Annotated in this window: 22 protein-coding genes, 1 tRNA gene and 1 pseudogene; 15 read left to right on the plus strand and 9 right to left on the minus strand. The window is 73.2% G+C overall.

What is annotated here, in order from left to right:
* Positions 1–2: 2 nt before the first annotated feature.
* Positions 3–548 (minus strand): TetR/AcrR family transcriptional regulator, encoded by a 546-nt coding sequence (locus C5N14_RS03705; RefSeq protein WP_117665551.1) that lies wholly within the window; start codon positions 546–548, stop codon positions 3–5.
* A gap of 94 nt (positions 549–642) precedes the next feature.
* Positions 643–1,035, minus strand: coding sequence for a helix-turn-helix domain-containing protein (locus C5N14_RS03710; RefSeq protein ID WP_117665465.1), 393 nt, complete (start codon positions 1,033–1,035; stop codon positions 643–645).
* Between the two features lie 165 nt (positions 1,036–1,200).
* On the opposite strand from C5N14_RS03710, the gene C5N14_RS03715 reads away from it, so the two are divergent.
* The 5 genes and pseudogenes from C5N14_RS03715 to C5N14_RS03735 all read left to right on the plus strand — a co-directional run bounded on the left by C5N14_RS03715 (position 1,201) and on the right by C5N14_RS03735 (position 6,823).
* The gene (locus C5N14_RS03715) at positions 1,201–1,995 is read left to right on the plus strand and encodes an isocitrate lyase/phosphoenolpyruvate mutase family protein (RefSeq protein WP_117665467.1); all 795 of its coding nucleotides are present in this window, start codon (positions 1,201–1,203) and stop codon (positions 1,993–1,995) included.
* A 69-nt stretch (positions 1,996–2,064) separates the two neighbouring features.
* A pseudogene (gene ligD, locus C5N14_RS03720) lies at positions 2,065–3,018 on the plus strand (non-homologous end-joining DNA ligase); the annotation flags it as partial.
* Between the two features lie 192 nt (positions 3,019–3,210).
* Positions 3,211–3,654, plus strand: a complete 444-nt coding sequence (locus C5N14_RS03725; RefSeq protein ID WP_243639117.1) for a helix-turn-helix transcriptional regulator — start codon at positions 3,211–3,213, stop codon at positions 3,652–3,654.
* A 10-nt stretch (positions 3,655–3,664) separates the two neighbouring features.
* Positions 3,665–4,075: a VOC family protein gene (locus C5N14_RS03730; protein ID WP_117665553.1), complete on the plus strand. Its 411-nt coding sequence runs from the start codon at positions 3,665–3,667 to the stop codon at positions 4,073–4,075.
* 360 nt (positions 4,076–4,435) lie between these two features.
* Positions 4,436–6,823 (plus strand): excinuclease ABC subunit UvrA, encoded by a 2,388-nt coding sequence (locus C5N14_RS03735; protein WP_207892600.1) that lies wholly within the window; start codon positions 4,436–4,438, stop codon positions 6,821–6,823.
* Between the two features lie 46 nt (positions 6,824–6,869).
* On the opposite strand, the gene C5N14_RS03740 is transcribed toward C5N14_RS03735, so the two are convergent.
* Together C5N14_RS03740 and C5N14_RS03745 are read right to left on the minus strand one after the other, a co-directional pair.
* Entirely contained in the window at positions 6,870–7,586 is a 717-nt protein-coding gene (locus C5N14_RS03740) for a DUF2306 domain-containing protein (RefSeq protein ID WP_117665475.1), read from the minus strand.
* A gap of 148 nt (positions 7,587–7,734) precedes the next feature.
* The gene (locus C5N14_RS03745) at positions 7,735–8,718 is read right to left on the minus strand and encodes an NAD(P)-dependent alcohol dehydrogenase (RefSeq protein WP_117665477.1); all 984 of its coding nucleotides are present in this window, start codon (positions 8,716–8,718) and stop codon (positions 7,735–7,737) included.
* 110 nt (positions 8,719–8,828) lie between these two features.
* On the opposite strand from C5N14_RS03745, the gene C5N14_RS03750 reads away from it, so the two are divergent.
* A complete protein-coding gene (locus tag C5N14_RS03750; protein ID WP_117665479.1) occupies positions 8,829–9,545 on the plus strand; it encodes a TetR/AcrR family transcriptional regulator in 717 nt (238 codons plus the stop codon).
* Between the two features lie 100 nt (positions 9,546–9,645).
* On the opposite strand, the gene C5N14_RS03755 is transcribed toward C5N14_RS03750, so the two are convergent.
* From C5N14_RS03755 to C5N14_RS03770, 4 genes are all read right to left on the minus strand, one after another.
* Positions 9,646–9,720: transfer RNA gene (locus C5N14_RS03755), tRNA-Arg, on the minus strand.
* Positions 9,721–9,824: 104 nt separating this feature from the next.
* Positions 9,825–10,514: a winged helix-turn-helix domain-containing protein gene (locus tag C5N14_RS03760; protein ID WP_117665481.1), complete on the minus strand. Its 690-nt coding sequence runs from the start codon at positions 10,512–10,514 to the stop codon at positions 9,825–9,827.
* A gap of 200 nt (positions 10,515–10,714) precedes the next feature.
* A complete protein-coding gene (locus C5N14_RS03765) occupies positions 10,715–11,383 on the minus strand; it encodes a DUF305 domain-containing protein (protein WP_117665483.1) in 669 nt (222 codons plus the stop codon).
* Between the two features lie 25 nt (positions 11,384–11,408).
* On the minus strand, positions 11,409–12,221 hold the full coding sequence (locus C5N14_RS03770; protein WP_117665485.1) for a DUF3105 domain-containing protein: 813 nt from the start codon (positions 12,219–12,221) through the stop codon (positions 11,409–11,411).
* A 100-nt stretch (positions 12,222–12,321) separates the two neighbouring features.
* Between C5N14_RS03770 and argS the strand changes: the two genes are divergently transcribed.
* The 7 genes from argS (at position 12,322) to C5N14_RS03805 (ending at position 23,649) form a co-directional block, all read left to right on the plus strand.
* Positions 12,322–13,986, plus strand: coding sequence for an arginine--tRNA ligase (gene argS / locus C5N14_RS03775; RefSeq protein WP_117665487.1), 1,665 nt, complete (start codon positions 12,322–12,324; stop codon positions 13,984–13,986).
* A 117-nt stretch (positions 13,987–14,103) separates the two neighbouring features.
* Complete coding sequence (gene lysA / locus C5N14_RS03780; protein ID WP_117665489.1) at positions 14,104–15,489, plus strand: diaminopimelate decarboxylase; 1,386 nt, start codon at positions 14,104–14,106, stop codon at positions 15,487–15,489.
* An 8-nt stretch (positions 15,490–15,497) separates the two neighbouring features.
* On the plus strand, positions 15,498–16,811 hold the full coding sequence (locus tag C5N14_RS03785; RefSeq protein WP_207892608.1) for a homoserine dehydrogenase: 1,314 nt from the start codon (positions 15,498–15,500) through the stop codon (positions 16,809–16,811).
* 127 nt (positions 16,812–16,938) lie between these two features.
* Positions 16,939–17,988 (plus strand): threonine synthase, encoded by a 1,050-nt coding sequence (thrC, locus tag C5N14_RS03790; RefSeq protein WP_117665493.1) that lies wholly within the window; start codon positions 16,939–16,941, stop codon positions 17,986–17,988.
* A gap of 137 nt (positions 17,989–18,125) precedes the next feature.
* Complete coding sequence (locus tag C5N14_RS03795) at positions 18,126–21,410, plus strand: efflux RND transporter permease subunit (protein ID WP_117665494.1); 3,285 nt, start codon at positions 18,126–18,128, stop codon at positions 21,408–21,410.
* Between the two features lie 167 nt (positions 21,411–21,577).
* Positions 21,578–22,399: a polysaccharide deacetylase family protein gene (locus C5N14_RS03800; protein ID WP_117665496.1), complete on the plus strand. Its 822-nt coding sequence runs from the start codon at positions 21,578–21,580 to the stop codon at positions 22,397–22,399.
* 11 nt (positions 22,400–22,410) lie between these two features.
* Positions 22,411–23,649, plus strand: a complete 1,239-nt coding sequence (locus C5N14_RS03805; protein ID WP_117665498.1) for an MFS transporter — start codon at positions 22,411–22,413, stop codon at positions 23,647–23,649.
* A gap of 38 nt (positions 23,650–23,687) precedes the next feature.
* On the opposite strand, the gene C5N14_RS03810 is transcribed toward C5N14_RS03805, so the two are convergent.
* Positions 23,688–24,038 (minus strand): hypothetical protein, encoded by a 351-nt coding sequence (locus C5N14_RS03810; RefSeq protein WP_117665500.1) that lies wholly within the window; start codon positions 24,036–24,038, stop codon positions 23,688–23,690.
* Positions 24,039–24,144: 106 nt separating this feature from the next.
* Here C5N14_RS03810 and thrB point away from each other — a divergent pair, with 106 nt between their 5' ends.
* Both thrB and C5N14_RS03820 read left to right on the plus strand, forming a co-directional pair.
* Positions 24,145–25,089: a homoserine kinase gene (gene thrB / locus C5N14_RS03815; protein WP_117665502.1), complete on the plus strand. Its 945-nt coding sequence runs from the start codon at positions 24,145–24,147 to the stop codon at positions 25,087–25,089.
* A gap of 295 nt (positions 25,090–25,384) precedes the next feature.
* The coding region (locus C5N14_RS03820; RefSeq protein ID WP_207892601.1) for a Rho termination factor N-terminal domain-containing protein at positions 25,385–26,761 on the plus strand (1,377 nt) is incomplete at its 3' end.

Here is a 26,761-nt window from a genome sequence, read left to right on the forward strand (position 1 = left end):
GGTCAGTCGAGGGGTTCCAGCGCGCGCCGGACCAGGCCGAGCAGGGCCTCCCGCAGCTCGTCGTCGGGGACGTCGCCGAACTCGCCGCACGTCTCGGCGATCCCGGCGAGGACGACCAGCGCCGCGATCCGGGCCGCCGGGCGCGCCGAGTGGCCGGCGAACGCCGCGATCAGCCGCTCGGAGATCTGCTGCACATCCGCGAACGCCGGCTGCTGGAGCAACTCGGGAAACTCCCCACGGAGCAGCGCGATCTGCCGCCGGAAGCGCACCGCGAGGCCCACGAAGCCCTCGCCGGCGACCCGCTGGGCGTCCGCGCCGGTCAGCCCGGCGAACCGGTCGTCCAGTTCGTGCAGCACCGCGATCGCCGGGGCCATCAGCTCGCCGAGCAGGGCCTCCTTGCTGGCGAAGTGGTAGAGCACGGTCGCCTTCGAGACGCCGACCTCGCGGGCGATGTCCTGCAACGAGGTGCCCTTGTACCCGGTCACGGCGAACCGCCGTCCCGCCGCCGCCAGGATCTCGGCGTGCGTCTCCGGTGCCACTCGCGCCATGCCGGCCACCTCCCGCCCACCAGCATGCCTGACCGATCGGTCAGACCCTGACCGATCGGTCAGGGCGGTCGGGTGGCGTTCGCCACAGCCCGGCTCAGCCCGGGATGCCGTGCTCCCGGTCGTACTCGGCCCGGGCGTCGGTGATGGCGGTGCGGTGCCGCTCGGCCCAGGTGGTCAGCGCGACCAGGGACTCGTACAGCTCCAGGGCCATCCCGGTGGCCGCGTACTCGACTCTCGGCGGCACCGTCGGATGGACCGTGCGGCGCAGCAGCCCGTCCCGCTCCAGGTTGCGCAGGGTGAGGGTGAGCATCCGCCGGCTGATCCCCTCGACCCGCCGTTCCAGCTCGGTGAAGCGGACCGGCCCCTGGGCGGTGGCCACCAGGATGCCGATGCTCCACTTGCCGCCCACCCGGTCCAGCACCTCCCGGACCGTGCACGCCCGAACCTGGCCGGGGGCGCAGGGCATCTCGCTGTTCCCCTGGGGCATCGGCCGCCCTCCTTTCGTTCCGCCTGATGGTCACAGACGGTGGCCCTGGTCACCAGCGCGGCGGGGGCGGGGGCGGGCGGCGGGTCCGGCCCGCCGGGCGGTCGAAATGCCGACACGGCTCTTTCGAAGAACAGGCACCGCCCCGCGGGCTGCCATGATGCGGTGATGACCGAAACCCCATCGACTCTCGTCGAGCGCGCGGACGCGCTGCGCGCCCTGCACAAGACCGGCGACCCGCTGGTGCTGCCCAACGCGTGGGACGCCGGGTCCGCCCGGGCCGTCGTCGCGGCCGGCTTTCCGGTCGTCGCCACCAGCAGCGCCGCCGTCGCCGATTCCCTCGGGTACGCCGACGGCGAGGACACCCCGGCCGACGAGATGTTCGCCGCCGTCGCCCGGATCGTCCGCGCCGTGCCGGTCCCGGTCACCGCCGACCTGGAACGGGGGTACGGGCTGAGCCCGACCGAGCTGGTCGAGCGGATGCTCGCCGCAGGCGTGGTCGGCTGCAACCTGGAGGACTCCGACCCGCGCACCGGCGCGCTGTACGACGCCGAGGAGCAGGCCGAACTGCTCGCCGCCGTCCGGGCCGCCGCCGGCGCGGCCGGCGTGCCGCTGGTGCTCAACGCCCGGATCGACCTGTACCTCCGCGGGGCCGGCGATCCGGCCCACCGCACCGCCGACGCGGTCCGCCGGGCCCGGCGCTACCGAGAGGCGGGGGCGGACTGCGTCTACCCGATCGCCCTGGCCGACCCGGGGCAGATCGCGGAGCTCGTGGCCGGCGCGGAAGCCCCGGTGAACCTGGGCTTCAAGCCCGGCGTGTCGAGCCTGGCCGAGTTGGCCCGGCTGGGCGCCGCCCGGGTCAGCTTCGGTCCCGGCCCGTACCACGTCAGCAAGGGGCGGACCGTGGCGCTGCTCGACGCGCTCCGGGCGGGCGGGAACCCGTACGCCCCGCCCTCGGCGTAGGGACGTCCGGTCGACGTCGCCTCCGTGGTTCCGGTTGCCTCCGGGCGGCCGGACCGCCAGGGTGGGGTGATGAGCGACGCGGAGCAGAACCGGGGCGGGGTGTCGCTGACCAACCTCGACCAACCGCTGGCCCCGGAGACCGGAGCCACCAAGCGGGAGCTGGTGGACTACCTCGACGCGGTGCACGGGCGGCTGGTCCCGCACCTGCGGGACCGGCCGCTGTCGGTGGTGCGGGTGCTGCGCGGGCAGCCCCCGTTCATGCAGAAGAACCTGCCGAGGTACACCCCGGCCTGGGTGCGCCGGGTGTCGGTCTGGGCCGAGGCGTCGCACCGCGAGGTGTCGTACGCCCTCTGCGACGACCGGCGCACGCTGCTGTGGTTCGCCAACCAGCGGGCGGTGGAGTACCACCCGACCCTGGCCACGGTGGACCGCCCGGGCCACCCGACCCACCTGGTGCTGGACCTCGACCCGCCGGAGGGGGCCGCCTTCGGCACGGTCGTGGCCGCCGCCCGGCTGGTCCGGCAGGCGCTCGTCGACGCCGGGCTCGCCGGGGCGGTCAAGACCAGCGGGGCGAAGGGGCTGCACGTGTTCGTCCCGGTCGAGCCGGGCGCGAGCGCCGAGGACCTGGCCGCTGCCACCCGGGCCCTGGCCGTCCGGGCCGAACGGCTGGACCCGGCGCTCGCCACCACCGCCTTCATCCGCGAGGACCGGGCCGGGAGGGTCTTCGTCGACTCCACCCGGGCGGGCGGGGCGACCGTGGTGGCCGCGTACAGCCCCCGGCTGCGCCCGGGACTGCCGGTGTCCTTCCCGGTCGGCTGGGACGACCTCGACGCGGTCGCGCCGGCCGACTTCACCGTGCGGACCGTCCCCGCCCTGGTCGCCGACGATGATCCGTGGGCCGGGTCGATGCCGCCGCCCCAGCGTCTTCCCGCCGACCTGGTGGAGCAGGGCCGGGGCATCCCGGTCGCCCGGGTGCAGGCCATGCACGAGGGCAAGCGCCGGGCCCGCGTCCGGCGCGCCGCCGAGCAGGATGCCGTGTCCGGCCCGCCCGGCCGCCCCGCCGATCCGGCCACGGGCGGCGGGGCGGGCTGACCGGCGGTACGGCGGCGATGGCATGGTCTGTTCCCTCCGGCGGGTTCTCCTGGGATGCCGGCGAGCTCGGCACGGGCGCCGAGGCACTGGGCAACTCCGGCGCGACGTGGCACGATTTCGCGGGTGACCAGCAGATCCGCCGCCGCGCAGCACCTGCGCGACCTGGCGCGGCTGCGCCGCGTCCGCGACCGGATCGACCGGGAGTACGCGCAGCCGCTGAACGTCGAGGCGCTCGCCCGTGGCGTGCACATGTCGGCCGGGCACCTCGGCCGCGAGTTCCGGCGTGCCTACGGTGAGTCGCCGTACGCCTATCTGATGACGCGGCGCATCGAGCGCGCGATGGCGCTGCTGCGTCGTGGCGACCTCAGCGTCACCGAGGTCTGTTTCGCGGTCGGCTGCGCGTCGCTGGGTACCTTCAGCACGCGCTTCACCGAGTTGGTCGGTGTGCCGCCCAGCACCTATCGGGACCGGACCGCTCGCGCGGCGGCGGAGATGCCGTCCTGCCTGGCGAAACAGGTGAGCAGACCGATCAGGAATCGAGAAGCGCCGGCCCCGGGGCGCACCTAGCGTGGCCGGTATGGACATCACCATTCACACGAGCTTCCTTCCGCATGACAACCCGGACGCCTCGCTGGCCTTCTACCGCGACACCCTCGGCTTCGAGGTCCGCAACGACGTCGGTAGCGGCAAGATGCGCTGGATCACCGTCGGTCCCGCCGGCCAGCCCGACACGTCCATCCTCCTGGCACCGCCGGCCGCCGACCCGGGCGTCACCGACGAGGAGCGTCGCACCATCGTCGAGATGATGGCCAAGGGCACGTACGGCTGGATCATGCTGGCCACCCCCGACCTCGACGGCACCTTCGAGCGGCTCCAGGCCGGCGACGCCGAGGTCGTCCAGGAGCCGACCGAGCAGCCGTACGGGGTACGCGACTGCGCCTTCCGCGATCCGGCCGGCAACCTGATCCGCATCCAGGAGCTGCGCTAGCCGTCCGGCGATCCAGCCGAGACCTGACGAGACCACACCGTGGAGGAGCCCGCGCACGATGCCGGCGACGGCCGCCGGTTGCACTGACGCCCCGGCCGGGCGCACCGCCCGGCCGGAGCCCGAGGCCCCACGGGCCGAAGCGGCGCGGATCTTGCGCCGAGCGCGACCCGGCCAGCGCTGGCCGGACGGGCGTCGGGCCGCCCCGGCCGACACCGCCGATCAGGTGAACAGCGGACCGTTGCCGCGACCGCACCGACGTAGCAGAACCAGACGTACCGCTCGAAGCTGGCAGATCGAGCCAGGCGACGCCGGCGGAGACCGCGAAGGCAGCCCCGCCCAACAGATGGAGACACGATGATCATGGCCACGAGGACGGCCCCGCAGTCGCCTGCGGCACACCTTGCGGACAGCCACGACCTGATCCGGGTGCACGGCGCGCGCGTGAACAACCTCAAGGACGTCAGCGTCGAGCTCCCGAAGCGCCGGCTGACGGTGTTCACCGGCGTCTCCGGCTCGGGCAAGAGTTCGCTGGTGTTCGGCACGATCGCCGCGGAGTCGCAGCGGATGATCAACGAGACCTACAGCGCCTTCGTGCAGGGTTTCATGCCGACGCTGGCGCGGCCCGAGGTCGACGTGCTCGACGGGCTGACCACCGCGATCATCGTCGACCAGCAGCGGATGGGTGCCGATACCCGCTCCACGGTCGGCACCGCCACCGACGCCAACGCCATGCTGCGCATCCTCTTCAGCCGGCTCGGGAAGCCGCACATCGGCTCGCCCCAGGCATTCTCCTTCAACGTCGCCTCGATCAGCGGAGCGGGTGCGGTCACCCTGGAGCGCGCCGGGCGGACCGTGAAGGAGCGTCGCAACTTCAGCATCACCGGCGGAATGTGTCCCCGCTGCGAAGGCCGGGGCGCGGTCTCCGACATCGACCTCACCCAGCTCTACGACGACTCCAAGTCGATCGCCGAGGGCGCGTTCACCATCCCCGGCTGGAAGTCGGACAGCTGGTGGACGGTGCGGACCTACGCCGAGTCGGGCTTCCTCGACCCGAACAAGCCGATCCGCAGGTTCACCAAGAAGGAGATGCACGACTTCCTCTACCGGGAGCCGACCAAGGTGAAGGTCGAGGGCGTGAACCTCACCTACGAGGGCCTGATCCCGAAGATCCAGAAGTCGTTCCTGGCCAAGGACGTCGACACGCTACAGCCGCACATCCGCGCCTTCGTGGAGCGGGCGGTGACGTTCACCACCTGCCCCGAGTGCGACGGCACCCGGCTCAGCGAGGCGGCGCGATCGTCGAAGATCGACAGGATCAACATCGCCGACGCGTGCGCGATGCAGATCAGCGACCTCGCCGAGTGGGTGCGCGGTCTGGACAAGCCGGCCGTCGCGCCGCTGCTGGCGAAGCTGCGGCACACCCTCGACTCGTTCGTGGAGATCGGGCTGGGCTATCTCAGCCTCGACCGGTCGTCCGGGACGCTGTCGGGCGGCGAGGCCCAGCGGACCAAGATGATCCGCCACCTCGGGTCGTCGCTCACCGACGTCACCTACGTGTTCGACGAGCCGACGATCGGGCTGCACCCCCACGACATCCAGCGGATGAACACCCTGCTGCTGCGGCTGCGGGACAAGGGCAACACCGTGCTGGTCGTGGAGCACAAGCCGGAGGCGATCGCGATCGCCGACCACGTCGTCGACCTCGGCCCGGGCGCCGGCACCGAGGGCGGCGAGGTGGTGTTCGAGGGGACCGTCGAGGGGCTGCGGGCCAGTGGCACGCTGACCGGGCGGCACCTGGACGACCGGGCCTCCCTGAAGCCGTCGGTGCGGACGCCGTCGGGACTGCTGGAGGTGCGCGGCGCCAGCACCCACAACCTGCGGGACGTCGATGTCGACATACCGCTCGGCGTGCTGGTCGTGGTGACCGGCGTGGCCGGGTCGGGAAAGAGCTCACTGATCCACGGCTCGGTGGCGGGACGGGACGGGGTGGTGTCGGTCGACCAGACCGCGATCCGCGGCTCGCGACGGAGCAACCCGGCGACGTACACCGGACTGCTCGACCCGATCCGCAGGGCGTTCGCGAAGGCCAACGGCGTGAAGCCGGCGCTGTTCAGCGCCAACTCCGAGGGCGCCTGCCCCAACTGCAACGGCGCCGGCGTCATCTACACCGACCTGGCGATGATGGCCGGCGTAGCCACCACCTGCGAGGAGTGCGAGGGGAAGCGGTTCCAGGCAGCGGTGCTGGAATACCACCTCGGTGGCCGCGACATCAGCGAGGTGCTCGCGATGTCGGTGGCCGAGGCCGAGGAGTTCTTCGGCGCCGGCGAGGCGCGTACGCCGGCCGCGCACGCCATCCTCGACCGGCTCGCCGACGTCGGGCTCGGCTACCTCAGCCTCGGCCAGCCGCTCACCACGCTGTCCGGCGGCGAGCGGCAGCGGCTCAAGCTGGCCACCCACATGGCCGAGAAGGGCGGCGTCTACGTCCTCGACGAGCCGACCACCGGCCTCCACCTCGCCGACGTCGAGCATCTGCTCGGCCTGCTCGACCGGCTCGTCGACTCCGGCAAGTCGGTCATCGTCATCGAGCACCACCAGGCGGTCATGGCGCACGCCGACTGGATCATCGACCTCGGCCCCGGCGCCGGTCACGACGGCGGGCGGATCGTCTTCGAGGGCACCCCCGCCGACCTCGTCGCCGCCCGCCGTACCCTCACCGGCGAGCACCTCTCGGCCTACGTCGGCACCTGACCGACGAACGGCCCGAAGGCGGCAGTCTCGTGCGGCCGGGCGGGGTTCACAGCGGTCGGACCGAAGTCGCGGGGGCCCGGCGGCGCCGGGCCCAGAGGCCAGCCGGGCGTCGGATGACCCATTCGGCGACGGCCACGTTGATGATCCAGCCGGACCCTACGGAGAGGGCGGTGCTCAGGTCGCTCGTGCCGAACAGGGTCTCACCGATGGGTTGGGTGAGTGCCTGGGTGCCGGCGCTGACGGCGAGGGCGTAGGCACGGATCATCCAGGCGCGGTGGGCGGCGATACGGCGACGCCGAATCGCGGTGAACCCCAGAACGATGCTGGCGGCCATTGCCGACCCGACCAGGAGCCGGATGCCCCACAGCAGGTCACCGCCCGGGGCGTCGGGGTAGAACAGCGTCATCCAGGTCCCGGAGGCGGCCACGATCAGGCCGGCCGCGATCAGTATCCGGCCGGACCGCCGGTGCCAGCCTGGATGGCGGCGACGCAGCCGGGCGGAGAACTGGAACGCGCCGAGGAAGGCGTAGAGGGCCGCGGTGAGCACGTGCACCACGACGGGCGCCGGGGAGGCGTCGATGCGCGGGTTGGCGGGTAGCAGTTGCGGGCCACCGGCGAGTTCGAGAAGCCGCAGTGAACCGGCGACGACCGGGACGAGGCTGAGGACCACCAGCGCTACGGGGAGGTGCCAGCCCGACCCGTCCCGGTCGACCGGCGGGCGCCGTGCTGCCGGTCGGGTGACCGGGACGGTGTGCCTGGTCATTCGACACCCGCCGTCGTGGCCACGCGCGGACCGTCGAGCGGGGCCGTGCAGCCGGTAGGTGCGGTGCGCGAGAGCGAACGGGCGAGTCCGATCATGGCGATGCCTTTCGGTAGGACCAGGAAGGGCAGCAGGCGTGCATCAGTCGGAGTCAGATGGTGATGACCACTTTTGCCCGCGCGTGTTCGCCTTCCAGGTACCGGATGGCTTCGGGAACCTCGGGCAGCTGATACGTCCGGTCGATGACCGGGGTGAGGCGGCCGGCCTCGGCGTGGGTGCGGAGCGTGTCGAGGTGTTGCCGGCTGGGCGCGGTGGTGAGAATGGCGATGCGCTGCCGCACGAAGGGCGCCAGCAGGCGCCCGCGTGCGATGAGCCAGACCGGCCCGACGAGACTGCCACCGCGGTAGACGCCGCCGCCGGAGAGCACGAGCGTCCCGGTCGGGGTCAGCGCTCGCCGGAGCGCGGTGAGGGAACGGTTGCCGACCAGGTCGAACACGACGTCGTGGCGGCCGACGTCGTGGGTGAAGTCGTCGCGGGTGTAGTCGACGACGTGATCGGCGCCGAGGGAGCGCACCAGGTCGACGTTGCGGGTGCTGCACACCCCCGTCACGCTCGCGCCGAGCGCCTTGGCCAGCTGGACGGCCAGGGTGCCGACGCCGCCGGACGCGCCGTTGACGAGGACGCGGTGGCCGGGCTCGACCTGCCCGACGTCGCACAGTCCCATGAGTGCGGTGACGCCGGCCAGCGGCAGGACGGCCGCCTGCTGCGGCGTCAGGTTCCCGGGCTTGCGCGCGACCAGGGTCTCGGGCACGCATGCGTACTCGGCGAACGCGCCGTTGGCGTCGCCCAGGTCGCCGAAGACGGCGTCGCCCGGTCGCACCTGCCGGACGTCGGGGCCGACGGCTTCGACCCGGCCGGCGAAGTCGCGGCCACGGATTCGCGCCCGCGGCCCCGACCGGCCCAGCGACAGCCGCGCCAGCCGTGGATCGCCGCGCATGACATGCCAGTCGTACGCGTTGAGCGCGGCGGCCTCGACCCGCACGAGCACCTCGTCGGCCGCCGGCACCGGGGCGTCGACGTCCGCGAGCGTGAGCGTCTCCGGCGGGCCGTACCGATCCTGGACGATCGCTTTCATCTCTCCCCTCCCCAGGTGTACGCCGTACACCTCCTACGAACAAGGTAGGTGTACGCCGTACACCTGTCAAGGTGGCTAGGGTTGATCGCCGTAGGAGGTTGAGGACCGTGATGGCTGAGCAGGCTGAGACGCTGCGCCGGGCGCCGCTGAGCAGAGAGCGCGTCCTGCGCGCCGCCGTCACGCTCGCCGACGAGGCTGGGATCGAGTCCCTCAGCATGCGCAACCTCGCCCAGGATCTGGGCGTCGTCCCGATGGCCCTCTACAAGCACGTGGCGAACAAGGACGAACTGCTCGACGGCATGATCGACGTGGTCGTCGGCGAGATCGATCCGCCGGTGCCCGACGCCGACTGGAAGCGCGTGATCCGCGAGCGCATCCTCTCGGCGCGGCAGGTGCTGCTGCGCCACCCCTGGGCAGCGCTCGCGATCGAGTCGCGGAACGAGGCGACGCCGGCCCTCCTCGGCTACCTCGACTCGATGGTCGGGACGCTCCGGGAGGGCGGCTTCTCCACGGACCTCGCCCACCACGTGATGCACGCGATGGGCAGTCGCATACTGGGCTTCAGCCAGGAGTTGTTCGACGCCTCCCGGCGCGCCGGTCGGTCCGGCACGGCCGAGCCCGACCCGCCGGCGGCGTTTCCGGCGGAGGCCGCCGCCCAGTTCCCGCACCTCGCGGCGATCGCCACCGCGGCGTCACACGACGACACGTCGGTCGTTGGCCAGGGCTGCGACGACCAGTTCGAGTTCGAGTTCGCTCTGGACCTGATGCTGGACGGCATCGAACGGCTGCGCCAACAGGGCTGGACGTCGTCGCGCCCAGCCAGGTGAGACGGTGCCCTGACGCGCGTCAGGGCGGGTGGCCGGACACACGACTAAGGCCCCTGACCGGGCTTCCCCTGGTCAAGGGCCTTTTCGTGCTGGTCTGCTCTGGTGCCCCCGGCAGGATTCGAACCTGCGCCCCCGCCTCCGGAGGGCGGTGCTCTATCCCCTGAGCTACGGGGGCTCAGCGACTGGAGAAGACTAGCAAACGCCCCCGGCGATCGCCGAATCGGTATCCGGTGACCGCCTTCGTGTTGCCGGCGTGGGCGGTGTCGGGCCGCCCGGCCGTCAGGCGGCGGCGCGCCCGCAGCTCGGCAGCGGGTGCAGCGCGATCCGCCGGGGCAGCCGGCGCGGCCACTCGTTCTTCGGCCAGGAGCCGTCGACGATGAGGTGCACGGGCCGCTCCTCGGCCCCGCTGAGCCGCAGCACGAAGTCCCGGGGCAGCGGCGGGTCGACCGACGGCGTGGTCACCATGAACCGGACCCGGCCCCGGGACGAGACGGCGGAGACCACGTCGGCCGCCGGCATCGTCCCGCGCAGCCGCACCCGGCCGATCCAGTAGACCTCGGCCAGGTGCTCCTGGGCGGCCCGGGTGATCGCCGGGTACTCCAGCCGTACCCAGCGCTCGACCGCGCCGACGCAGAGGCCGCAGGCGCGCTCGCGCGGTTCGCGCGGCCCCAGCCCCCAGGCCCGCAGGTACGCCCCGACGGCGCTGGCGTCCATGGTCGGGTCGAACCGCCGCTGGACGAGCGTGGCGAGGCTCTGCCGCGTCCACAGTTCCTCGTCCAGGCCGAACTCGTCGGGGTGGACGCCCCGCAGGACGTCGATCAGTTCCAGCTCCTGTTCGCGGCTGAGCGTTCCCGGCTCGCCCTGCCGCTGTCCGCGACGGACGGCTGCCACCGTTCCGTCACCGCCGATCGTGTGGCGCCGGCACCAGCTGGTGACCGAACGCCCTGCGTCTCTGAGTGCAACCCCCACGTCCTGCGCAACGAGCCCGAATCGCAACTGGTCACGATATGTGGGTAGAAAAGTCCATCAAGCGCAGCAATGGTGCGTGATGTCGCCAAAGCGGCCAATCGGACATGCGGTCGCCGGGGCAGCGGGTGCCGTGGCAGAAGGAAGGCCCACGCCGACCGCCGGGTGGGCGGGGGCGCGGGCCTTCTCCGTCGTCGGGACGCTCAGCCCTTGAGCCGGTCGAGGGCGGCCCTGAGGTTGGTGAGGTCCGTCTGCTGGGTGTTCTTCATGGTCCGGGCGGTGCGCACGACGTCGGGCTGGTCGCTGACGTCGAGGACGCCGTCGATCATGTGGATCCCGCCGATGTGGTGCCGGATCATCAGCTCCAGGAACAGGACGTCCAGCTCCCTGCCCTGGGCGGCGCGCAGCTTCGCCAGCTCCTCCGGGGTGGCCATCCCCGGCATCAGCCCGTCGCGCACCGTGTCCTCGCCGTCCGGCATCCACGCCATCCGGGGCTGTGACCCGGACGGGTCGAGGCCCCAGGAGCGCAGCCAGGTCTGCATGGTGCCGATCTCGCCCTGCTGGCCGGTGGCGATGTCGCCGCCGATGCTGACCACCTCGGGGTCGGTGCCGCGCTGGAACGCGATCAGCCCCATCGCCACCGCCTGGGCGTGGTGGCTGGTCATGTCCCGGGCGAAGCCCGCCTCCGCCGAGGCGTCACCCGGGCGGGTGAGCTTCGGCGTGAGCAGGCCGCCCGCGTACCCGAGCAGGAGCCCGACCACGACGGCGGCGGCGACCACCAGGACGCCGAAGCGGCGCGCGGCCGGCCGGCCGCCGTCGTCGGTCACCGGGCCCTCCGTCAGGTCGCGGTCGGTCGTCGTGGGTGCGGTCATCGGGTTTCCGTCCTCGCTGTCCGGATCACTGGGTGGGCATCTGGTTGCCGTCACGCGGCGTGGTGCCGGTGGCCGTGATGCCCCCGCTGCACAGTGCCGTCGGGCCCTCGACCGAGGCGTTCACCCGCAGCGTCTTGATGAACTCGTCGATCCGGCTGTCGTCGGCGTTGTCGACCTTGAGCTGGTACCCCCAGGCCTGCAGCGAGATCGGCTTGTCCAGCCCCTCGTACGGGCTGAGCATCATCTTCTCCTGGCCCTGGACCTTGCTCTTCAGCTTGGTCACCTGGTCGGCGGGCAGGTCGGGGCGGTAGGCGATCCACACCGTGCCGTGCTCCAGGCTGTGCACCGCGTGCTCGTTGGCGATCGGCGCGTCGTAGACGTCGCCCATGCAGTTCTGCCAGGCCGCGTTGTGCGGGCCGGCCACCGGCGGGGTCACCGTGTACTTGACCGCGCCCTGCTGGTGGTTGCCGCCCTTGACCAGTTCCGGTTCCTTCTCCCGGTAGTCGACGACGCCGTCGATGCCGGCGGCCCGCTTCTCCCACGGCTTCGAGCCCTGGAACGCGGCCCACGCGCCGTAGCCGATGATCGACGCGGCGAGCACGCCGACCGCGACGAACAGCGCGATCGGCCCCCAGGACCGGCCCTGGCTGACCTTCACCGGTGCGATCGGCTTGCGTGGGCCCTTGCCCTTGCCGCCCGCTGCGGGACGTGGGCCGGCGCCCGTCGACTTGCCGTCCCCGGCCTTGGCGCCGGGCGTCGGCCGGCCCGCCGCCGGCTTCTTGCCGGTGGTGACCACGGTCGGACGGCGCTCCGGGCCGCCCGGGGTGCTGATGCTCATCGTGCCTCGTCAGGTCGGTCGGTCAGGGTGGGTGGCGGGCCGGATTTCACGCGCAGGGTCGCCGCCGAGTGCCCGAGTCTACCCCCGATAACATGGTTCGGTGACTCCCGCAGAACTGGCCGAGGTCGTCCTCTCCGCAGCCCACGCCGTCTTCGCCGACCGGGGCCTGGACCGCGCGGCGCTTCCGGAGCGCACCGCCGTCGAGCGACCGCGCAACCCCGAGCACGGCGACTACGCCTCGACGCTCGCCCTCCAGCTCAGCAAGAAGGTGGGCGTGCCCCCGCGGGACCTGGCCGCCGCGCTGGTCGAGCAGCTCGGCCGGGCCCCCGGGGTCAAGTCGGTGGAGATCGCCGGCCCGGGCTTCCTCAACATCCGGCTCGACCCGGCCGCCGCCGGCCAGCTCGCCCGGACGATCGTCGAGGCCGGGCCGGCGTACGGCCGGGGCGCGGCCCTCGCCGGGCAGAAGATCAACCTGGAGTTCGTCTCGGCCAACCCGACCGGCCCGGTGCACATCGGCGGGGTCCGCTGGGCCGCCGTCGGCGACGCGCTCAGCCGGCTGCTGCGGGCCACCGGCGCCGATGTCGGCACGGAGTACTACTTCAACGACGCGGGCTCCCAGATCGACCGGTTCGCCCGGTCCCTGCTCGCCGCCGCGAAGGGCGAGCCCGCCCCGGAGGACGGCTACGGCGGCTCGTACATCGCGGAGATCGCCACCGAGGTGCGCAACCGCCGGCCCGACGTGCTGACCCTGGACGACGCAGCCGCCCAGGAGGTGTTCCGGGTCGAGGGCGTGCAGCTCATGTTCACCGAGATCAAGTCCTCGCTGCGCGAGTTCGGGGTGGAGTTCGACACCTACTTCAACGAGAAGGACCTGCACGACCGGGGCGAGCTGGACCAGGCGCTGGCCCGGCTGCGGGCGCAGGGCCACGTCTTCGACACCGACGGGGCCACCTGGCTGCGTACCACGGACTTCGGCGACGACAAGGACCGGGTGCTGCGCAAGTCCAACGGCGAGTGGACGTACTTCGCCGCCGACTGCGCGTACTACCTCGACAAGCGCGAGCGCGGCTTCGACCGCGTGGTGATCATGCTGGGCGCCGACCACCACGGCTACCTCGGCCGGATGAGGGCGATGGCCGCCTGCTTCGGCGACGACCCGGACACCAACCTGGAGATCCTGATCGGCCAGCTGGTCAACCTGGTCCGCGACGGCGCGCCGGTGCGGATGAGCAAGCGGGCCGGTACCGTGGTCACCCTGGAGGACCTGGTCGACGCGATCGGCGTGGACGCCTCCCGGTACGCGCTGGCCCGCTACTCCAGCGACTCGCCGATCGACATCGACGTGGAGCTGTGGACCCGGGCCACCCGCGACAACCCGGTCTACTACGTGCAGTACGTGGCGGCCCGGACGGCCAGTGTGGGCCGCAACGCCGCCGAGGTGGGGCTGACCCGGGGCGACGCCGGCTCCTTCCACCCCGAGCTGCTCTACCACGACAAGGAGAACGAGCTGCTCAAGGCGCTCGCCGAGTTCCCCGCCGTCGTGGCCACGGCCGCCGAGCTGCGCGAGCCGCACCGGGTGGCCCGGTACCTGGAGGAGCTGGCCGGGGCGTACCACCGGTTCTACGACAGCTGCCGGATTCTGCCGCGCGGTGACGAGGAGGTCACCGACCTGCACCGGGCCCGGCTGTGGCTCAACGACGCCACCCGTACGGTGATCGCCAACGGCCTGCACCTGCTCGGCGTCTCCGCCCCCGAGAGGATGTGATCGCGTGCGAGCGCGAGGAGTGAGCTTGCGAGCCCCGCAGTCGCGAAGCGGAGAGCGGTTGGTGCGAGCGCGAGGAGTGAGCTTGCGAGCCCCGCAGTCGCGAAGCGGAGAGCAGTAATGCGGGCTCACGAGGCCGGTGCGCTGCACGGCGACATCGGCAACCGGGGGCCGGCCTGGCTGCGTACCCCGGCCGACGTCAACGCCCTGGTGCCGCAGCTCTGGCCGCGCACCGTGACCCGGGCCGCCGACGGCGCGCTCGCCGTCGGCGGGCTCGGCGTGCGGGAGATCGCGGCCGAGTTCGGCACCCCGGTGTACGTCCTCGACGAGGACGACCTGCGCTCGCGCTGCCGGGACTTCCGCGCCGCCTTCCCCGACGCCGACGTCTACTACGCCGGCAAGGCGTTCCTCTGCCGTGCGGTGGTGCGGATGATCGCCGAGGAGGGCCTGCACCTCGACATCTGCACCGGCGGCGAGCTGGCCACCGCGCTGTCGGCCGGGATGCCGGCGGAGCGGATCGGCTTCCACGGCAACAACAAGTCCGTGGCCGAGCTGACCCGGGCACTGGACGCCGGGGTGGGGCGGATCATCCTCGACTCGTTCACCGAGATCGACCGGCTCACCGCGCTGGCCCGCGAGCGGGGCGTCCGGCCCGGCGTGCTGATCCGGGTCACCGTCGGCGTGGAGGCGCACACCCACGAGTTCATCGCCACCGCCCACGAGGACCAGAAGTTCGGCTTCTCCCTCGCGGGCGGGGCCGCCGTCGCGGCGGCCTTCAAGGTCCTCGACGAGGGCGTGCTCGACCTGCGCGGCCTGCACTCGCACATCGGCTCGCAGATCTTCGACGCCAACGGCTTCGAGCTCTCCGCCCGGCGGGTGCTCGGCCTCCAGGCGCAGATCCGCGACGCCCGGGGCGTGGAGCTGCCCGAGCTGGACCTCGGCGGTGGTTTCGGCATCGCGTACACCACCCAGGACGACCCGGCCGGCCCGCTGGAGCTGGCCAAGCGGCTGCGCAAGATCGTCGACGGCGAGTGCGCCGCCGAGCGGCTGGCCGTGCCGCGCCTGTCCGTCGAACCCGGCCGGGCCGTCGTCGGGCCGGCCGTCTTCACGCTGTACGAGGTCGGCACGGTCAAGGACGTGGACGGGATCCGGACGTACGTGAGCGTGGACGGGGGGATGAGCGACAACATCCGCACCGCGCTCTACGACGCGTCGTACTCGGCGACGTTGGCCTCCCGGGCCTCGGCCGCGCAGTCCCTGCTCGCCCGCGTGGTGGGAAAGCATTGTGAGTCCGGGGACATCGTGGTGAAGGATGAATTCCTGCCCGCTGACGTGCAGCCCGGAGATCTTGTCGCGGTGCCCGGTACGGGTGCCTACTGCCGGAGCATGGCCAGCAACTACAACCATGTGCCCCGCCCGCCGGTGGTCGCGGTGCGGGACGGCCGGGCGCGGCTGATCGTCCGGCGGGAGACGGAAGAAGACCTGCTCGCATTGGATGTCGGATGACCTCACCTGTGCGCTTGGCGCTGCTCGGCTGCGGAACGGTGGGCAGCGAGGTGGTACGGCTGCTGCACGAGCAGTCGGCCGACCTCGCCGCCCGGATCGGCGCCCCCCTGGAGATCGTCGGGATCGCCGTCCGCCGGCTCGGCCGGGACCGCGGCGGCCTGCCGGTCGACGAGACGCTGTTCACCACCGACCCGCTCGGCCTGATCAAGCGGGACGACGTCGACGTGGTGATCGAGGTGGTCGGCGGGATCGAGCCGGCCCGGGGCTGGCTGGTCGAGGCGCTGCGGGCCGGCAAGAGCGTGGTCACCGCCAACAAGGCGCTGCTCGCCGAGGACGGCGCGGCGCTGCACGACGCGGCGGCCGAGGGCGGGGCGGACCTCTACTACGAGGCGTCGGTGGCCGGGGCGATCCCGCTGCTGCGCCCGCTGCGCGACTCGCTGCACGGCGACCGGGTCAACCGGGTCACCGGCATCGTCAACGGCACCACCAACTTCATCCTCTCCGCGATGGACGCCACCGGCGCCGGCTTCGCCGAGGCGCTGGAGGAGGCCACCGAGCTGGGCTACGCGGAGGCGGACCCGACGGCCGACGTGGAGGGCTTCGACGCGGCGGCCAAGGCGGCCATCCTCGCCTCGCTGGCGTTCCACACCCGGGTCACCGCCGCCGACGTGCACCGCGAGGGGATCACCGAGGTCACCGCCGCCGACGTAGCCAGCGCCAAGGCGATGGGTTGCACGATCAAGCTGCTGTGCATCGCCGCCCGGGGCCGGGACGCCGCCGGGGCCGAGACGGTCAGCGTCCGGGTGCACCCCGCGATGATCCCGCTGACCCACCCGCTGGCCAGCGTCGGCGACGCGTTCAACGCGGTCTTCGTCGAGGCCGAGGCGGCCGGGCAGCTCATGTTCTACGGCCGGGGCGCGGGCGGCGCGCCGACCGCCAGCGCCGTGCTCGGCGACGTCGTGGCGGTGGCCCGCAACCGGCTGGCCGGGGTACGCGCGGCCAGCGAGTCCGCGTACGCAGACTTGGCGGTGCGGCCGATGGGGGAGGCGCCGACCCGCTACCACATCAGCCTCGACGTGGCCGACCGTCCCGGCGTGCTGGCCTCGGTGGCCGGGGTGTTCGCCCGGCACGACGTGTCCATCGCCACCGTCCGGCAGGGCTCGGCGGGCGGTGGCCGGGCCGGCTCCGGCGACGACGCCGAGTTGGTCGTCGTCACCCACGTGGCGCCGGACGCCGCGCTCGCCGCCACCGTGGGGGAGCTGCGCGGGCTGGACATCGTCCGGTCGGTGGCCAGCGTGCTGCGGGTCGAGGGCGAGGCGTGAGTAGCCCGGCCGCGCTCACGTCTCGCCTGGTGGTTATGCGCGGGTGCGGCGCGGGCCGGTCCGGAAGGCTGGGCCACGCTGGAGAGGCCCCCAGCTCGGCGGGGGCGCAGGAGGCGAGGAGAGCGACATGTGGCGGGGCCTGATCGAGACGTACCGGGACCGGCTGCCGGTCACCGACGCCACGCCCGTCGTCACGCTGCACGAGGGGAACACCCCGCTGCTGCCCGCGCCGGTGCTCTCCGCCCGGCTCGGCTGTGACGTCCACCTCAAGGTCGAGGGGGCCAACCCGACCGGCTCGTTCAAGGACCGGGGGATGACGCTCGCGGTCTCCAAGGCCGTCGAGCACGGCGACAAGGCGATCATCTGCGCCTCGACCGGCAACACCAGCGCGTCCGCCGCCGCGTACGCGGCCCGCGCCGGGATCACCTGCGCGGTGCTGGTGCCGCAGGGCAAGATCGCCCTCGGCAAGCTGGCCCAGGCGCTGGTGCACGGCGCGCGGCTGCTCCAGGTCAACGGCAACTTCGACGACTGCCTCGCGCTGGCCGCCAAACTCGCCCAGGACTACCCGGTCGCGCTGGTCAACTCGGTCAACATCGACCGGCTGCACGGGCAGAAGACCGCCGCGTTCGAGATCGTCGAGGCGCTCGGCGACGCCCCCGACATCCACTGCCTGCCGGTCGGCAACGCCGGCAACGTCTCCGCGTACTGGATGGGCTACTCGGAGGACCTGCGCGACGGCAACGCCACGAAGGCCCCGAAGATGTACGGCTTCCAGGCCGCCGGGGCGGCCCCGATCGTCACCGGTCAGGTGGTGCACGAGCCGTCCACCATCGCCACCGCGATCCGGATCGGCAACCCGGCGAGCTGGACCAAGGCCGTCGACGCCCGGGACGCCTCCGGAGGGCTGATCGCCGCCGTCAGCGACCGGGAGATCCTGGCCGCGTACCGGCTGCTCGCCCGCGAGGTCGGGGTCTTCGTCGAGCTGGGCAGCGCGGCCAGCGTCGCCGGACTGCTCCAGCAGGCCGCCGCCGGCAAGGTCCCGGCCGGCGCCACGGTCGTCTGCACCGTCACCGGCCACGGCCTGAAGGACCCGGAGTGGGCGATCTCCACCGCTCCCGCCCCGGTCACCATCGCCAACGACCCGCTCGCCGCGGCCCGGTCCCTCGACCTGGCCTGACCGGCCCGGTAACGCTCCCAGGTCACCCTGGGCCGGGCCCTCCGGGCGATACCCCCGCGGCCGGACAAAAGAGCCGGTGCGGCAGACTCTCCCTTACCGAGCTGTCCCGCCTTCCTCTTCAGGAGTGAGCCACGCCGATGTCGCTGCTCGCCAGATTCAGCCTCGCCAACCGGGGGCTGGTCGCCCTCATCGCGGTGGTCACGACGCTGTTCGGTCTGTTCGCTGTACCGTCGTTGAAGCAGCAACTCCTGCCGTCGCTGGAGTTCCCCGGCGCGTTCGTCGTGGCGGTCTACCCCGGTGCCGCGCCCGAGATCGTCGAGTCCCAGGTCACCGAGCCGATCGAGAACAGCCTCCAGGGCATCCCGGGGCTGGAGAAGGTCACCTCGACCTCCCGCGAGGGCTCCACCATCGTCCAGGTGCAGTTCGCGTTCGGCACCGACCTGGACGGCGTGGTCAACAAGATGCAGACCGCCCTGAGCCGGATCGACGCACAGCTTCCCGAGGGCGTCGACCCGCAGGTCCTCACCGGCAGCACCGACGACCTCCCCGCCGTGGTGATCGCCGCGGCCGGCGGCGGCGACGAGCGGGCGCTGGCCGACAAGCTGCGCGACACCGTGGTGCCGGAGCTGGAGTCGATCAAGGGGGTCCGCACCGTCGCGGTGACCGGCACCCGCGACCAGGTCGTCACGGTCACCCCGGACCCGGCCAAGCTGGCCGCCGCGAAGCTCGCGCCGACCGCCATCGGCACGGCCCTGAAGACCAACGGCATCGCCGTGCCGGCCGGCGCGGTCTCCGACGGCTCGCGGGCGCTCACCGTCCAGGTGGGTACGCCGATCCGCTCGCTCGACGACCTCAGGGGCATCGTCCTGGCCCCGACCGCCCCGAAGGCGGCCCCGGTCCGGCTCGGTGCCGTGGCGGCCGTGGAGCAGCAGCTCGCCCCGGCCACCTCGTTCACCCGCACCAACGGCCTGGACAGCCTCGGCATCGCGGTCACCGCCGCCCCGGACGGCAACGCCGTGGAGATCTCCCACGAGATCCGCGACCGGTTGGCCGATCTGCGCTCGGCGTCCGGCGCGGACCTGATCGTCGTGTTCGACCAGGCGCCGTTCGTGGAGAAGTCCATCGAGAGCCTCACCACCGAGGGCCTGCTGGGCCTGGTCATGGCGGTCGTGGTCATCCTGGTCTTCCTGCTGTCGGTCCGCTCCACCGTGGTCACCGCGGTCTCCATCCCGCTGTCGGTGCTGGTGGCGCTGATCGCGCTCTGGATCGGCGACTACTCGCTCAACCTGCTCACCCTCGGCGCGCTGACCATCGCGGTGGGCCGGGTGGTGGACGACTCGATCGTGGTGCTGGAGAACATCAAACGCCACCTGGAATACGGCGAGCCGAAGCGGGAGGCGATCCTCACCGCGGTCCGCGAGGTGGCCGGCGCGGTGACCGCGTCGACGCTGACCACGGTGGCGGTCTTCGCCCCGATCGCGCTGGTCGGCGGCTTCGTCGGGCAGCTCTTCGCGCCGTTCGCGATCACCGTGACGGTGGCCCTGCTCGCCTCGCTGCTGGTCTCGCTGACGGTGATCCCGGTGCTGGCGTACTGGTTCCTGCGGCCCAAGCGGGGCGGGGCGGACGACGCCGCCGCGCGTCGGGCGGCCGAGGAGAAGGAGCTGCGTAGCCCGTTGCAGCGGGCGTACCTGCCGGTGATCGGGTTCGCCACCCGGGGCCGGGGCACCCGCTGGATCACCCTGGGGCTGGGCCTGCTGGTGCTGCTCGGCACCTTCGGCCTGTCCAGTGCGCTCAAGACCAACTTCCTGGACGACTCCGGCCAGGACACCCTGACCATCAGCCAGCAGCTCCCGGTCGGCACCGGCCTGGCGGCCACCGACCAGGCGGCCCGCCGGGTCGAGGAGGTGCTGGAGCGCTCCGGCAACGTCGAGACGTACCAGGTCAGCGCCGGAGGCAGCGACCAGCCGTGGCAGGGCGGCGGCGGCAACAACACCGCCACCTTCTCCGTGGCGTTGGACGGCGACGCCGACGCGGCCGAGGTGAAGCGGACGCTGCGCCGGCAGTTCGACGCCCTCGGCCCGGAGGTGGGCGAGCTAAGCTTCGGCGGTGCCCAGGGCGCGACCAACCAGCTTGCGGTCGTCGTCCAGGCGGCCGACCCGGAGGTGCTGGCCCGGGCGGCCGAGCAGGCGCGGTTGGCGATGGCCGACACGGCCGACGTCGAGGACGTCTCGACCAGCCTGGCCGAGCGGGTGCCGCGGGTGGACGTGACCGTGGACCGGCTGGCCGCGGCCCGGATCGGGCTCAGCGAGGCGGCCGTCGGGCAGCTCGTGGCCCAGGCGTACCGGGGCGCCCCGCTGGGCCAGGTGGCCCTCGACGGCGGCCAGCAGGACGTGGTGCTGCGCGGCGGCGCGAAGCCGCCGACGACCGTGGCGGAGCTGCGCGCCCTGCCGATCGGGCCGGTGAAGCTGGACGACATCGCCGACGTCACCCAGGCCGAGGGGCCGCAGCAGGTGACCCGGATCGACGGCGAGCGCAGCGTCACGGTCACCGGCACGGCGACCGGCGCCAACCTCGGCGCGACCACTCAGGAACTGCAGAAGAAGCTCGACGCGATCGACGTGCCGGGGGCGAGCATCAGCATCGGCGGCGTCAGCGCCGACCAGGAGGAGGCGTTCGCCGACCTGGGCCTGGCAGTGCTGGCCGCCATCGCGATCGTCTTCCTGATCATGGTGGCGACGTTCCGCAGCCTCACCCAGGCGCTGATCCTGCTGATCTCGGTGCCGTTCGCGGCGACCGGGGCGATCGGACTGCTGCTGGTGACCGGCACCCCGCTGGGCGTGCCGGCGCTGATCGGCGTGCTGATGCTCGTCGGCATCGTGGTGACGAACGCGATCGTCCTGCTGGACCTGATCAACCAGTACCGGTCGCAGGGCATGGGGGTCCGGGAGGCGGTGGTCGAGGGCGGCCGGCGCCGGCTGCGCCCGATCCTGATGACCGCGGTCGCGACGATCTTCGCCCTGCTGCCGATGGCGTTCGGGCTGACCGGGGAGGGCGGCTTCATCTCCAAGCCGCTGGCGGTCGTGGTGATCGGCGGCCTGCTCAGCTCCACCCTGCTCACCCTGATCCTGGTCCCGACGCTGTATTCGATGGTGGAGCACACCAAGGAGTCGCTGCGGGCCCGCCGTCGCCGCCGGGCCGGTGGCTCGGCGCCGGAGTCCGGCGGGCCGGGTGCGGACGACGTGCCGGTGACCGGTGCCGGCGAGCCGGTGCCGGTGGGCGCCCCCGTCGGCGCCCCCGCCGAGGGCGGGCCGGCGGGCCCGGTCCGGTCCGGTCCGTCGGCGGCCCTGGTGGACGGCACCGACCAGTTCGAGGTGCTGCGGTTGCCGAAGAGCCGGCAGTCGCCGCTGCCGCCGGCCGAATAGCCGGGGCACGACCACGACACGCCCTCGCCGGGTCCGCCCGGCGGGGGCGTGTCGCGTGCGGGGCGGAGGTTCGTCGCGTATCCGACCGGTGCGGTGAGTCGTCTGTCGCATACTGGCGGTGTCGAGGTCGTCCCGGGGTGGGCGACCGCTGGCGAGCGGAGCGGGCCATGGCGGACAGCGGTGGCCGGTGGGAGCGGCGGACCGTGCTGCGCCGGGTCGGGCTGTTCGCCGGTGGTGCGGTGCTGGGTGCCGGGGCCACGGCCCAGAGCACCTGGATCGCCGACCGGCGGCTGCCGCTGGCGGGCGGCCCGGCGAGCGCCACCCTGGGCGGCGACCGCCAGCAGGTCGGCGACGGCGAGGTGTCGGTCGTCTGGGCGGCCCGCACCGAGCAGCGGCTGGTGGCGCTCACCTTCGACGACGGCCCCCGGCCGCAGTGGACGCCGATGGTGCTGGACACTCTCGACCGGTACGCCGTGCCGGCCACGTTCTTCCTGGTGGGGCAGCGGGCCCGGCAGCACGCCGGCATCCTGCGCGGCCGGCTCGGCCGGCACGAGGTGGGCAACCACAGTTGGGCGCACCACGACCTGGCCCGGCACGACGCCGCCGAGGTCCACGACGACCTGCGCCGGGCGCACGACGCGATCACCGAGGCGGCCGGGGTCGCCCCCCGGCTGCTCCGCCCGCCGTACGGGCACCTCGGCGGCGCGGTGCTGCACGCCGCCGCCCGGCTGGACTACCGGCTCGTGCTGTGGTCGTTGCAGATGGTCGAGGGGCGGTATCCGGACGATCCGGCCGGCCACGCCCGACGGATCGTGGCGGGGGTGCAGCCGGGCACCATCCTGCTCGCCCACGACGTCGGTGACACCCGCCGGCTGGTCGCGTTGCGCGGCCTGCCCGACCTGATCGCCGGCCTGCGGGACCGCGGCTTCGCCTTCGTCACCGTCTCCGAGCTGCTACGCCGGGCGAGCCCGCCGCACGTCGGCGGGTAGGGTTCCGGTACGTGTCACCCACCGCCTCGGTCCTGGTCCGCAACCGGAACTTCCGTAACCTGTTCCTGGCCGAGCTGGTCGTCTTCGGCGCGGACTGGTTCGTCATGGTGCCGCTGCTCGTGCTGCTGCCGACGCTGACCGGCAGCGGCGTCTGGGGCGCGCTCGTGCTGGCCGTGGACACCGGAGTGGTCGCGCTGCTGCTGCCGTACACCGGGACGATCGCCGACCGGTTCGACCGCAAGAAGATCATGATGGCGGCCAACGTGGCGTCGCTGCTCGGCGTGCTGCTGCTGCTCGGCGTCCGCAGCGCGGACACGGCGTGGCTGGCGATGGCAGGGATCGCCGTGGTGGCGGTGGCGAAGGCGTTCTACTCCCCGGCCGCCCAGGCCGCCCTGCCCAACGTCCTCGACCCGGAGGAACTGGCCGCCGGCAACGCGGTCGCCGGCTCCGCCTGGGGCACGATGACCGTCGTCGGCGCCTCGCTGGGCGGCGTGCTCAGCGCCGCCGCCGGCCCGTACGTCTGCTTCTGGGTGGCCGCGGTCGGCCTGACGCTGGCGGCGGGGCTGGCGGCGCTGATCCGCCGCCCGTTGCAGGCCCCCCGGGACGCCGCCGTGCCCGCCCAACGCACCTGGGCGGCGATCCGGGAGGCGCTGGGCTACATCGGCCACCGCCCCCGGGTCCTCGGGTTGGTCACCGTGAAGTCCGCGGTGGGCCTGGGCAACGGCGTGCTCACCATCTTCCCGCTGCTCGCCGGAGTGTACGGGGTGGGCGCGGTCGGCACCGGCCTGCTCTTCGCGGTGCGCGGCGCGGGCGCGCTGGTCGGGCCGATCCTGATGCGCCGGGTGCTGACCAACCGGGCCTGGCTGCTGCCCGGGCTGGCCCTGTCGATGTCCCTCTACGGCCTGGCCTACGTGGGTACCTCGATGGCCGACTGGTTCCCGCTGGTGCTGGCGCTGGTCTTCGTGGCGCACTTCGCCGGCGGGAGCAACTGGGTGATGTCGAACTTCGCCCTTCAGGGCGAGGTGCCGGACCGGCTGCGCGGCCGGGTCTTCGCCACCGACATGATGCTGGCGACGCTCGCCGTCTCCGTCAGCCAGCTCGTGGTGGCCGGGGTGGTCGACCTGGTGGACGAGCGGGTGGTGCTGGCCGGCTGCGGCCTGGTCACGCTGGTCTACGCGGTCGGCTGGCGGATCGCCACCCGACGGCTGTCGCTGACCGACCCGGTCGCCGAGCCCGTGCCGGCCCGCTGACCGCCCGCCGCCGCGTCGCCCGGGGTACGCCGGTGGCGTCACCCACCGCCGGCCGGCCGCCGGCCGGTCAGCGCGGCGGCGATCACCAGGCCCAGCCCGGCGGGGTGGAGCAGGGCGAGCACGAGGCTGACGCCGGTGCCGAGCCGGGCCACCGTGAGGCCGGACATCGAGGACCCCCCGGACGCGTAGAGCCGGGGCAGGACGAGCAGCCAGGCGAGGCTGAGCAGCATGCCGACCAGCAGCACCACCACGCCCGACGCCAGCAGCAGGCGGGGGAGCCGGCCGAGCCGGGCGCGGAGGACCACCGCCAGCGTGAGGCCCGCCACCAGCACCAGCAGGCTCGGGATCTGTGTCGCCACCTGGGTGACCGAGTAGGTCAGGAACTCCATGCCGACTCCCGCCTCGTGATCGTCCCGGCCAGGCTAGCGGAGGCGGGCCAGTCCCACGGGGCGGGCGGAGCCCCGCCGGGGTCGTCCCGGGGCCTAGCATGAGCGCGTGCCGACGACATTCGTGTCCGGGCCGGTCAAGGTCCGGGTCCCCGCCACCAGCGCCAACCTCGGTCCGGGGTTCGACGCGCTGGGGCTGGCGCTCGGCCTGTACGACGACGTGGCCGCCGAGGTGGTGCCCGACGGCGTCCGGGTGGCGGTGACCGGGCAGGGCGCGGGCGAGCTGCCCGACGACGACGCGCACCTCGTCGCCCGGGCGATGCGGGCCACCTTCGACGCGCTGGGCGGCCAGCCGTCGGGCTTCGCCGTGGAGTGTGTCAACCGGATCCCCCAGGCCCGTGGCCTGGGCTCCTCGTCGGCCGCCATCGTGGCCGGCGTGCAACTGGCCCGGGCGCTGGTCGTCGACGGGAACACGCGGTTGGACGACGCGGGCGCGCTGCGGCTGGCGGCCGAGATCGAGGGCCACCCGGACAACGTCGCCCCCTGCCTGCTCGGCGGCTTCACGATCGCCTGGACGGAGCCGGCCGGCGCCCGCGCGGTCTCGCTGGCCGTCGACGGCCGGGTGCGGCCGACGGTCTTCGTGCCCGAGGAGCGCGGCCTGACCGCCGTGGCCCGGGCCGCGCTGCCCGGCGCAGTCCCGCACGCCGACGCCGCGCTCACCGCCGGCCGGGCCGCGCTGCTGGTGCACGCGCTGACCGCCGAGCCGGCCCTGCTGCTGGCCGCCACGGTCGACCGGCTGCACCAGGACTACCGCGCCGAGGGGATGCCCGGCACGGCTGCCCTGGTCGGTGCGCTGCGTGCGGCCGGTGTGGCCGCCGTGGTCAGTGGGGCGGGCCCGTCGGTGCTGGCGCTGAGCGAGCCCGGCGCGGACTTCTCCGTGGGAACAGGTTGGCTGTCCCTGGGGTTGGGTATAGACGTGCACGGAGCACGGGTCGCACGGGGTAGACTTGGACACGCCGAGCGGGACCCTGTTGCCGCAGGTCGAAAGAGTTGATTACGCTCTAGACTTAGCACAGCCGCGAAGCATGCGATCTCCCTGCGGGTCGGCGCACCCCCGAAGCTCTCGGCGGTCAGCCCGTCTCCTCTGCCAAAGGCCCACGCCGCACCGCAGTTTCCGCAGGTCGCCGCAGACGGCGAGACCTGCTCACCGATGTTGGTGAGTCGGGAAACCGACCGGCTGCTGTGTCACAGTCTCCCGCGACGCGTCATGCGAGGCGGGTGCACCGAGGCCGCCCGGCCACCTGCTTGTCGACTCCGGGCAGTCCCGGCCTATCGAGGGAAGGAATCCATTGAGCGACACCACCGACGTGACGTCGGATGTTTCCAACGTCGCTGGCGATGCCACCGCCGCCGCCCCCGTTCGCCGTCGGCGCAGCGGCACCGGCCTGTCGGCGATGCTGCTGCCGGAGTTGCAGAGCCTGGCCGCGTCGCTCGGCATCTCCGGCACGGCTCGCATGCGTAAGGGCGAGCTGATCAGCGCGATCACCGAGCGGCAGGGCGGTGCCGGCGCCGGGACCCCTCGACCGCGGGCCGAGGTCGCGGCTGCTGCTGCCCCCACTCGTGAGGAGGTGCACGCGGAGGTCTCCCCGTCCGGCGACCAGAACCGGACCCCGGCGGAGCCGGCTGCTGCCGCGCCTACCGAGGGCCGGACCAGGACCCGGCGCAGCCGGGCCGCCGCCGTCGCCGAGTCCCGGGCCGCCGAGGCGGAGACCCGGCCGGCCGAGCCTCGCGCCGAGGAGCCGCCGGCCGCGACCGGCACCGAACCCGCCGAGCGTGGCGAGGGCCGCCGGGAGCGCGGTGAGGGCCGGGGCGGCCGGGACCAGGCCGAGCGGACTGAACGGACCGAGCGGGCCGAGCGTGCCGAGCGTGCCGAGCGGACTGAGCGTGCCGAGCGGACCGACCGGGCCGAGCGGACCGACCGGGCCGAGCGGACCGACCGGGCCGAGCGGACTGAGCGTGCCGAGCGGACCGACCGGGCCGAGCGTGTCGACCGGGCCGAGCGGACCGAGCGCGGCGACCGCAACGAGCGGACCGAGCGTGGCGAGCGGGGCGACCGCAACGACCGCGGCGACCGGGCCGAGCGCGGTGAGCGCAACGACCGGAGCGACCGCAACGACCGTAACGACCGGGGCCCGCGCGCCGATCGGGACAACGACGACGACGACGAGAACGGCGGCCGGCGGGGCCGGCGCAGTCGCTTCCGGGATCGTCGTCGGGGCCGCGGTGAGCGCGGCGAGGACGGCGGCGGCGCTGGTGGCGGTGGCGGTGGCCGCGAGCCGCAGGTGAGCGAGGACGACGTCCTCGTCCCGGTCGCCGGCATCATCGACGTGCTCGACAACTACGCCTTCGTCCGGACCACCGGCTACCTGGCCGGCCCGAACGACGTGTACGTCTCGATGTCCCAGATCAAGAAGTACGGCCTGCGGCGCGGTGACGCGATCACCGGTGCCGTGCGCGCGGCGCGGGACGGCGAGCAGCGGCGGGACAAGTACAACCCGCTGGTGCGGCTGGACACCATCAACGGGATGGAGCCGGACGAGGCGAAGCGCCGGCCGGAGTTCTACAAGCTGACTCCGCTGTACCCGCAGGAGCGGTTGCGGTTGGAGACCGAGCCGCACATCCTGACGACGCGGGTGATCGACCTGGTCATGCCGCTCGGCAAGGGT

It is taken from the genome of Micromonospora sp. MW-13 (assembly GCF_003434305.1).
Lineage (GTDB): Bacteria > Actinomycetota > Actinomycetes > Mycobacteriales > Micromonosporaceae > Micromonospora.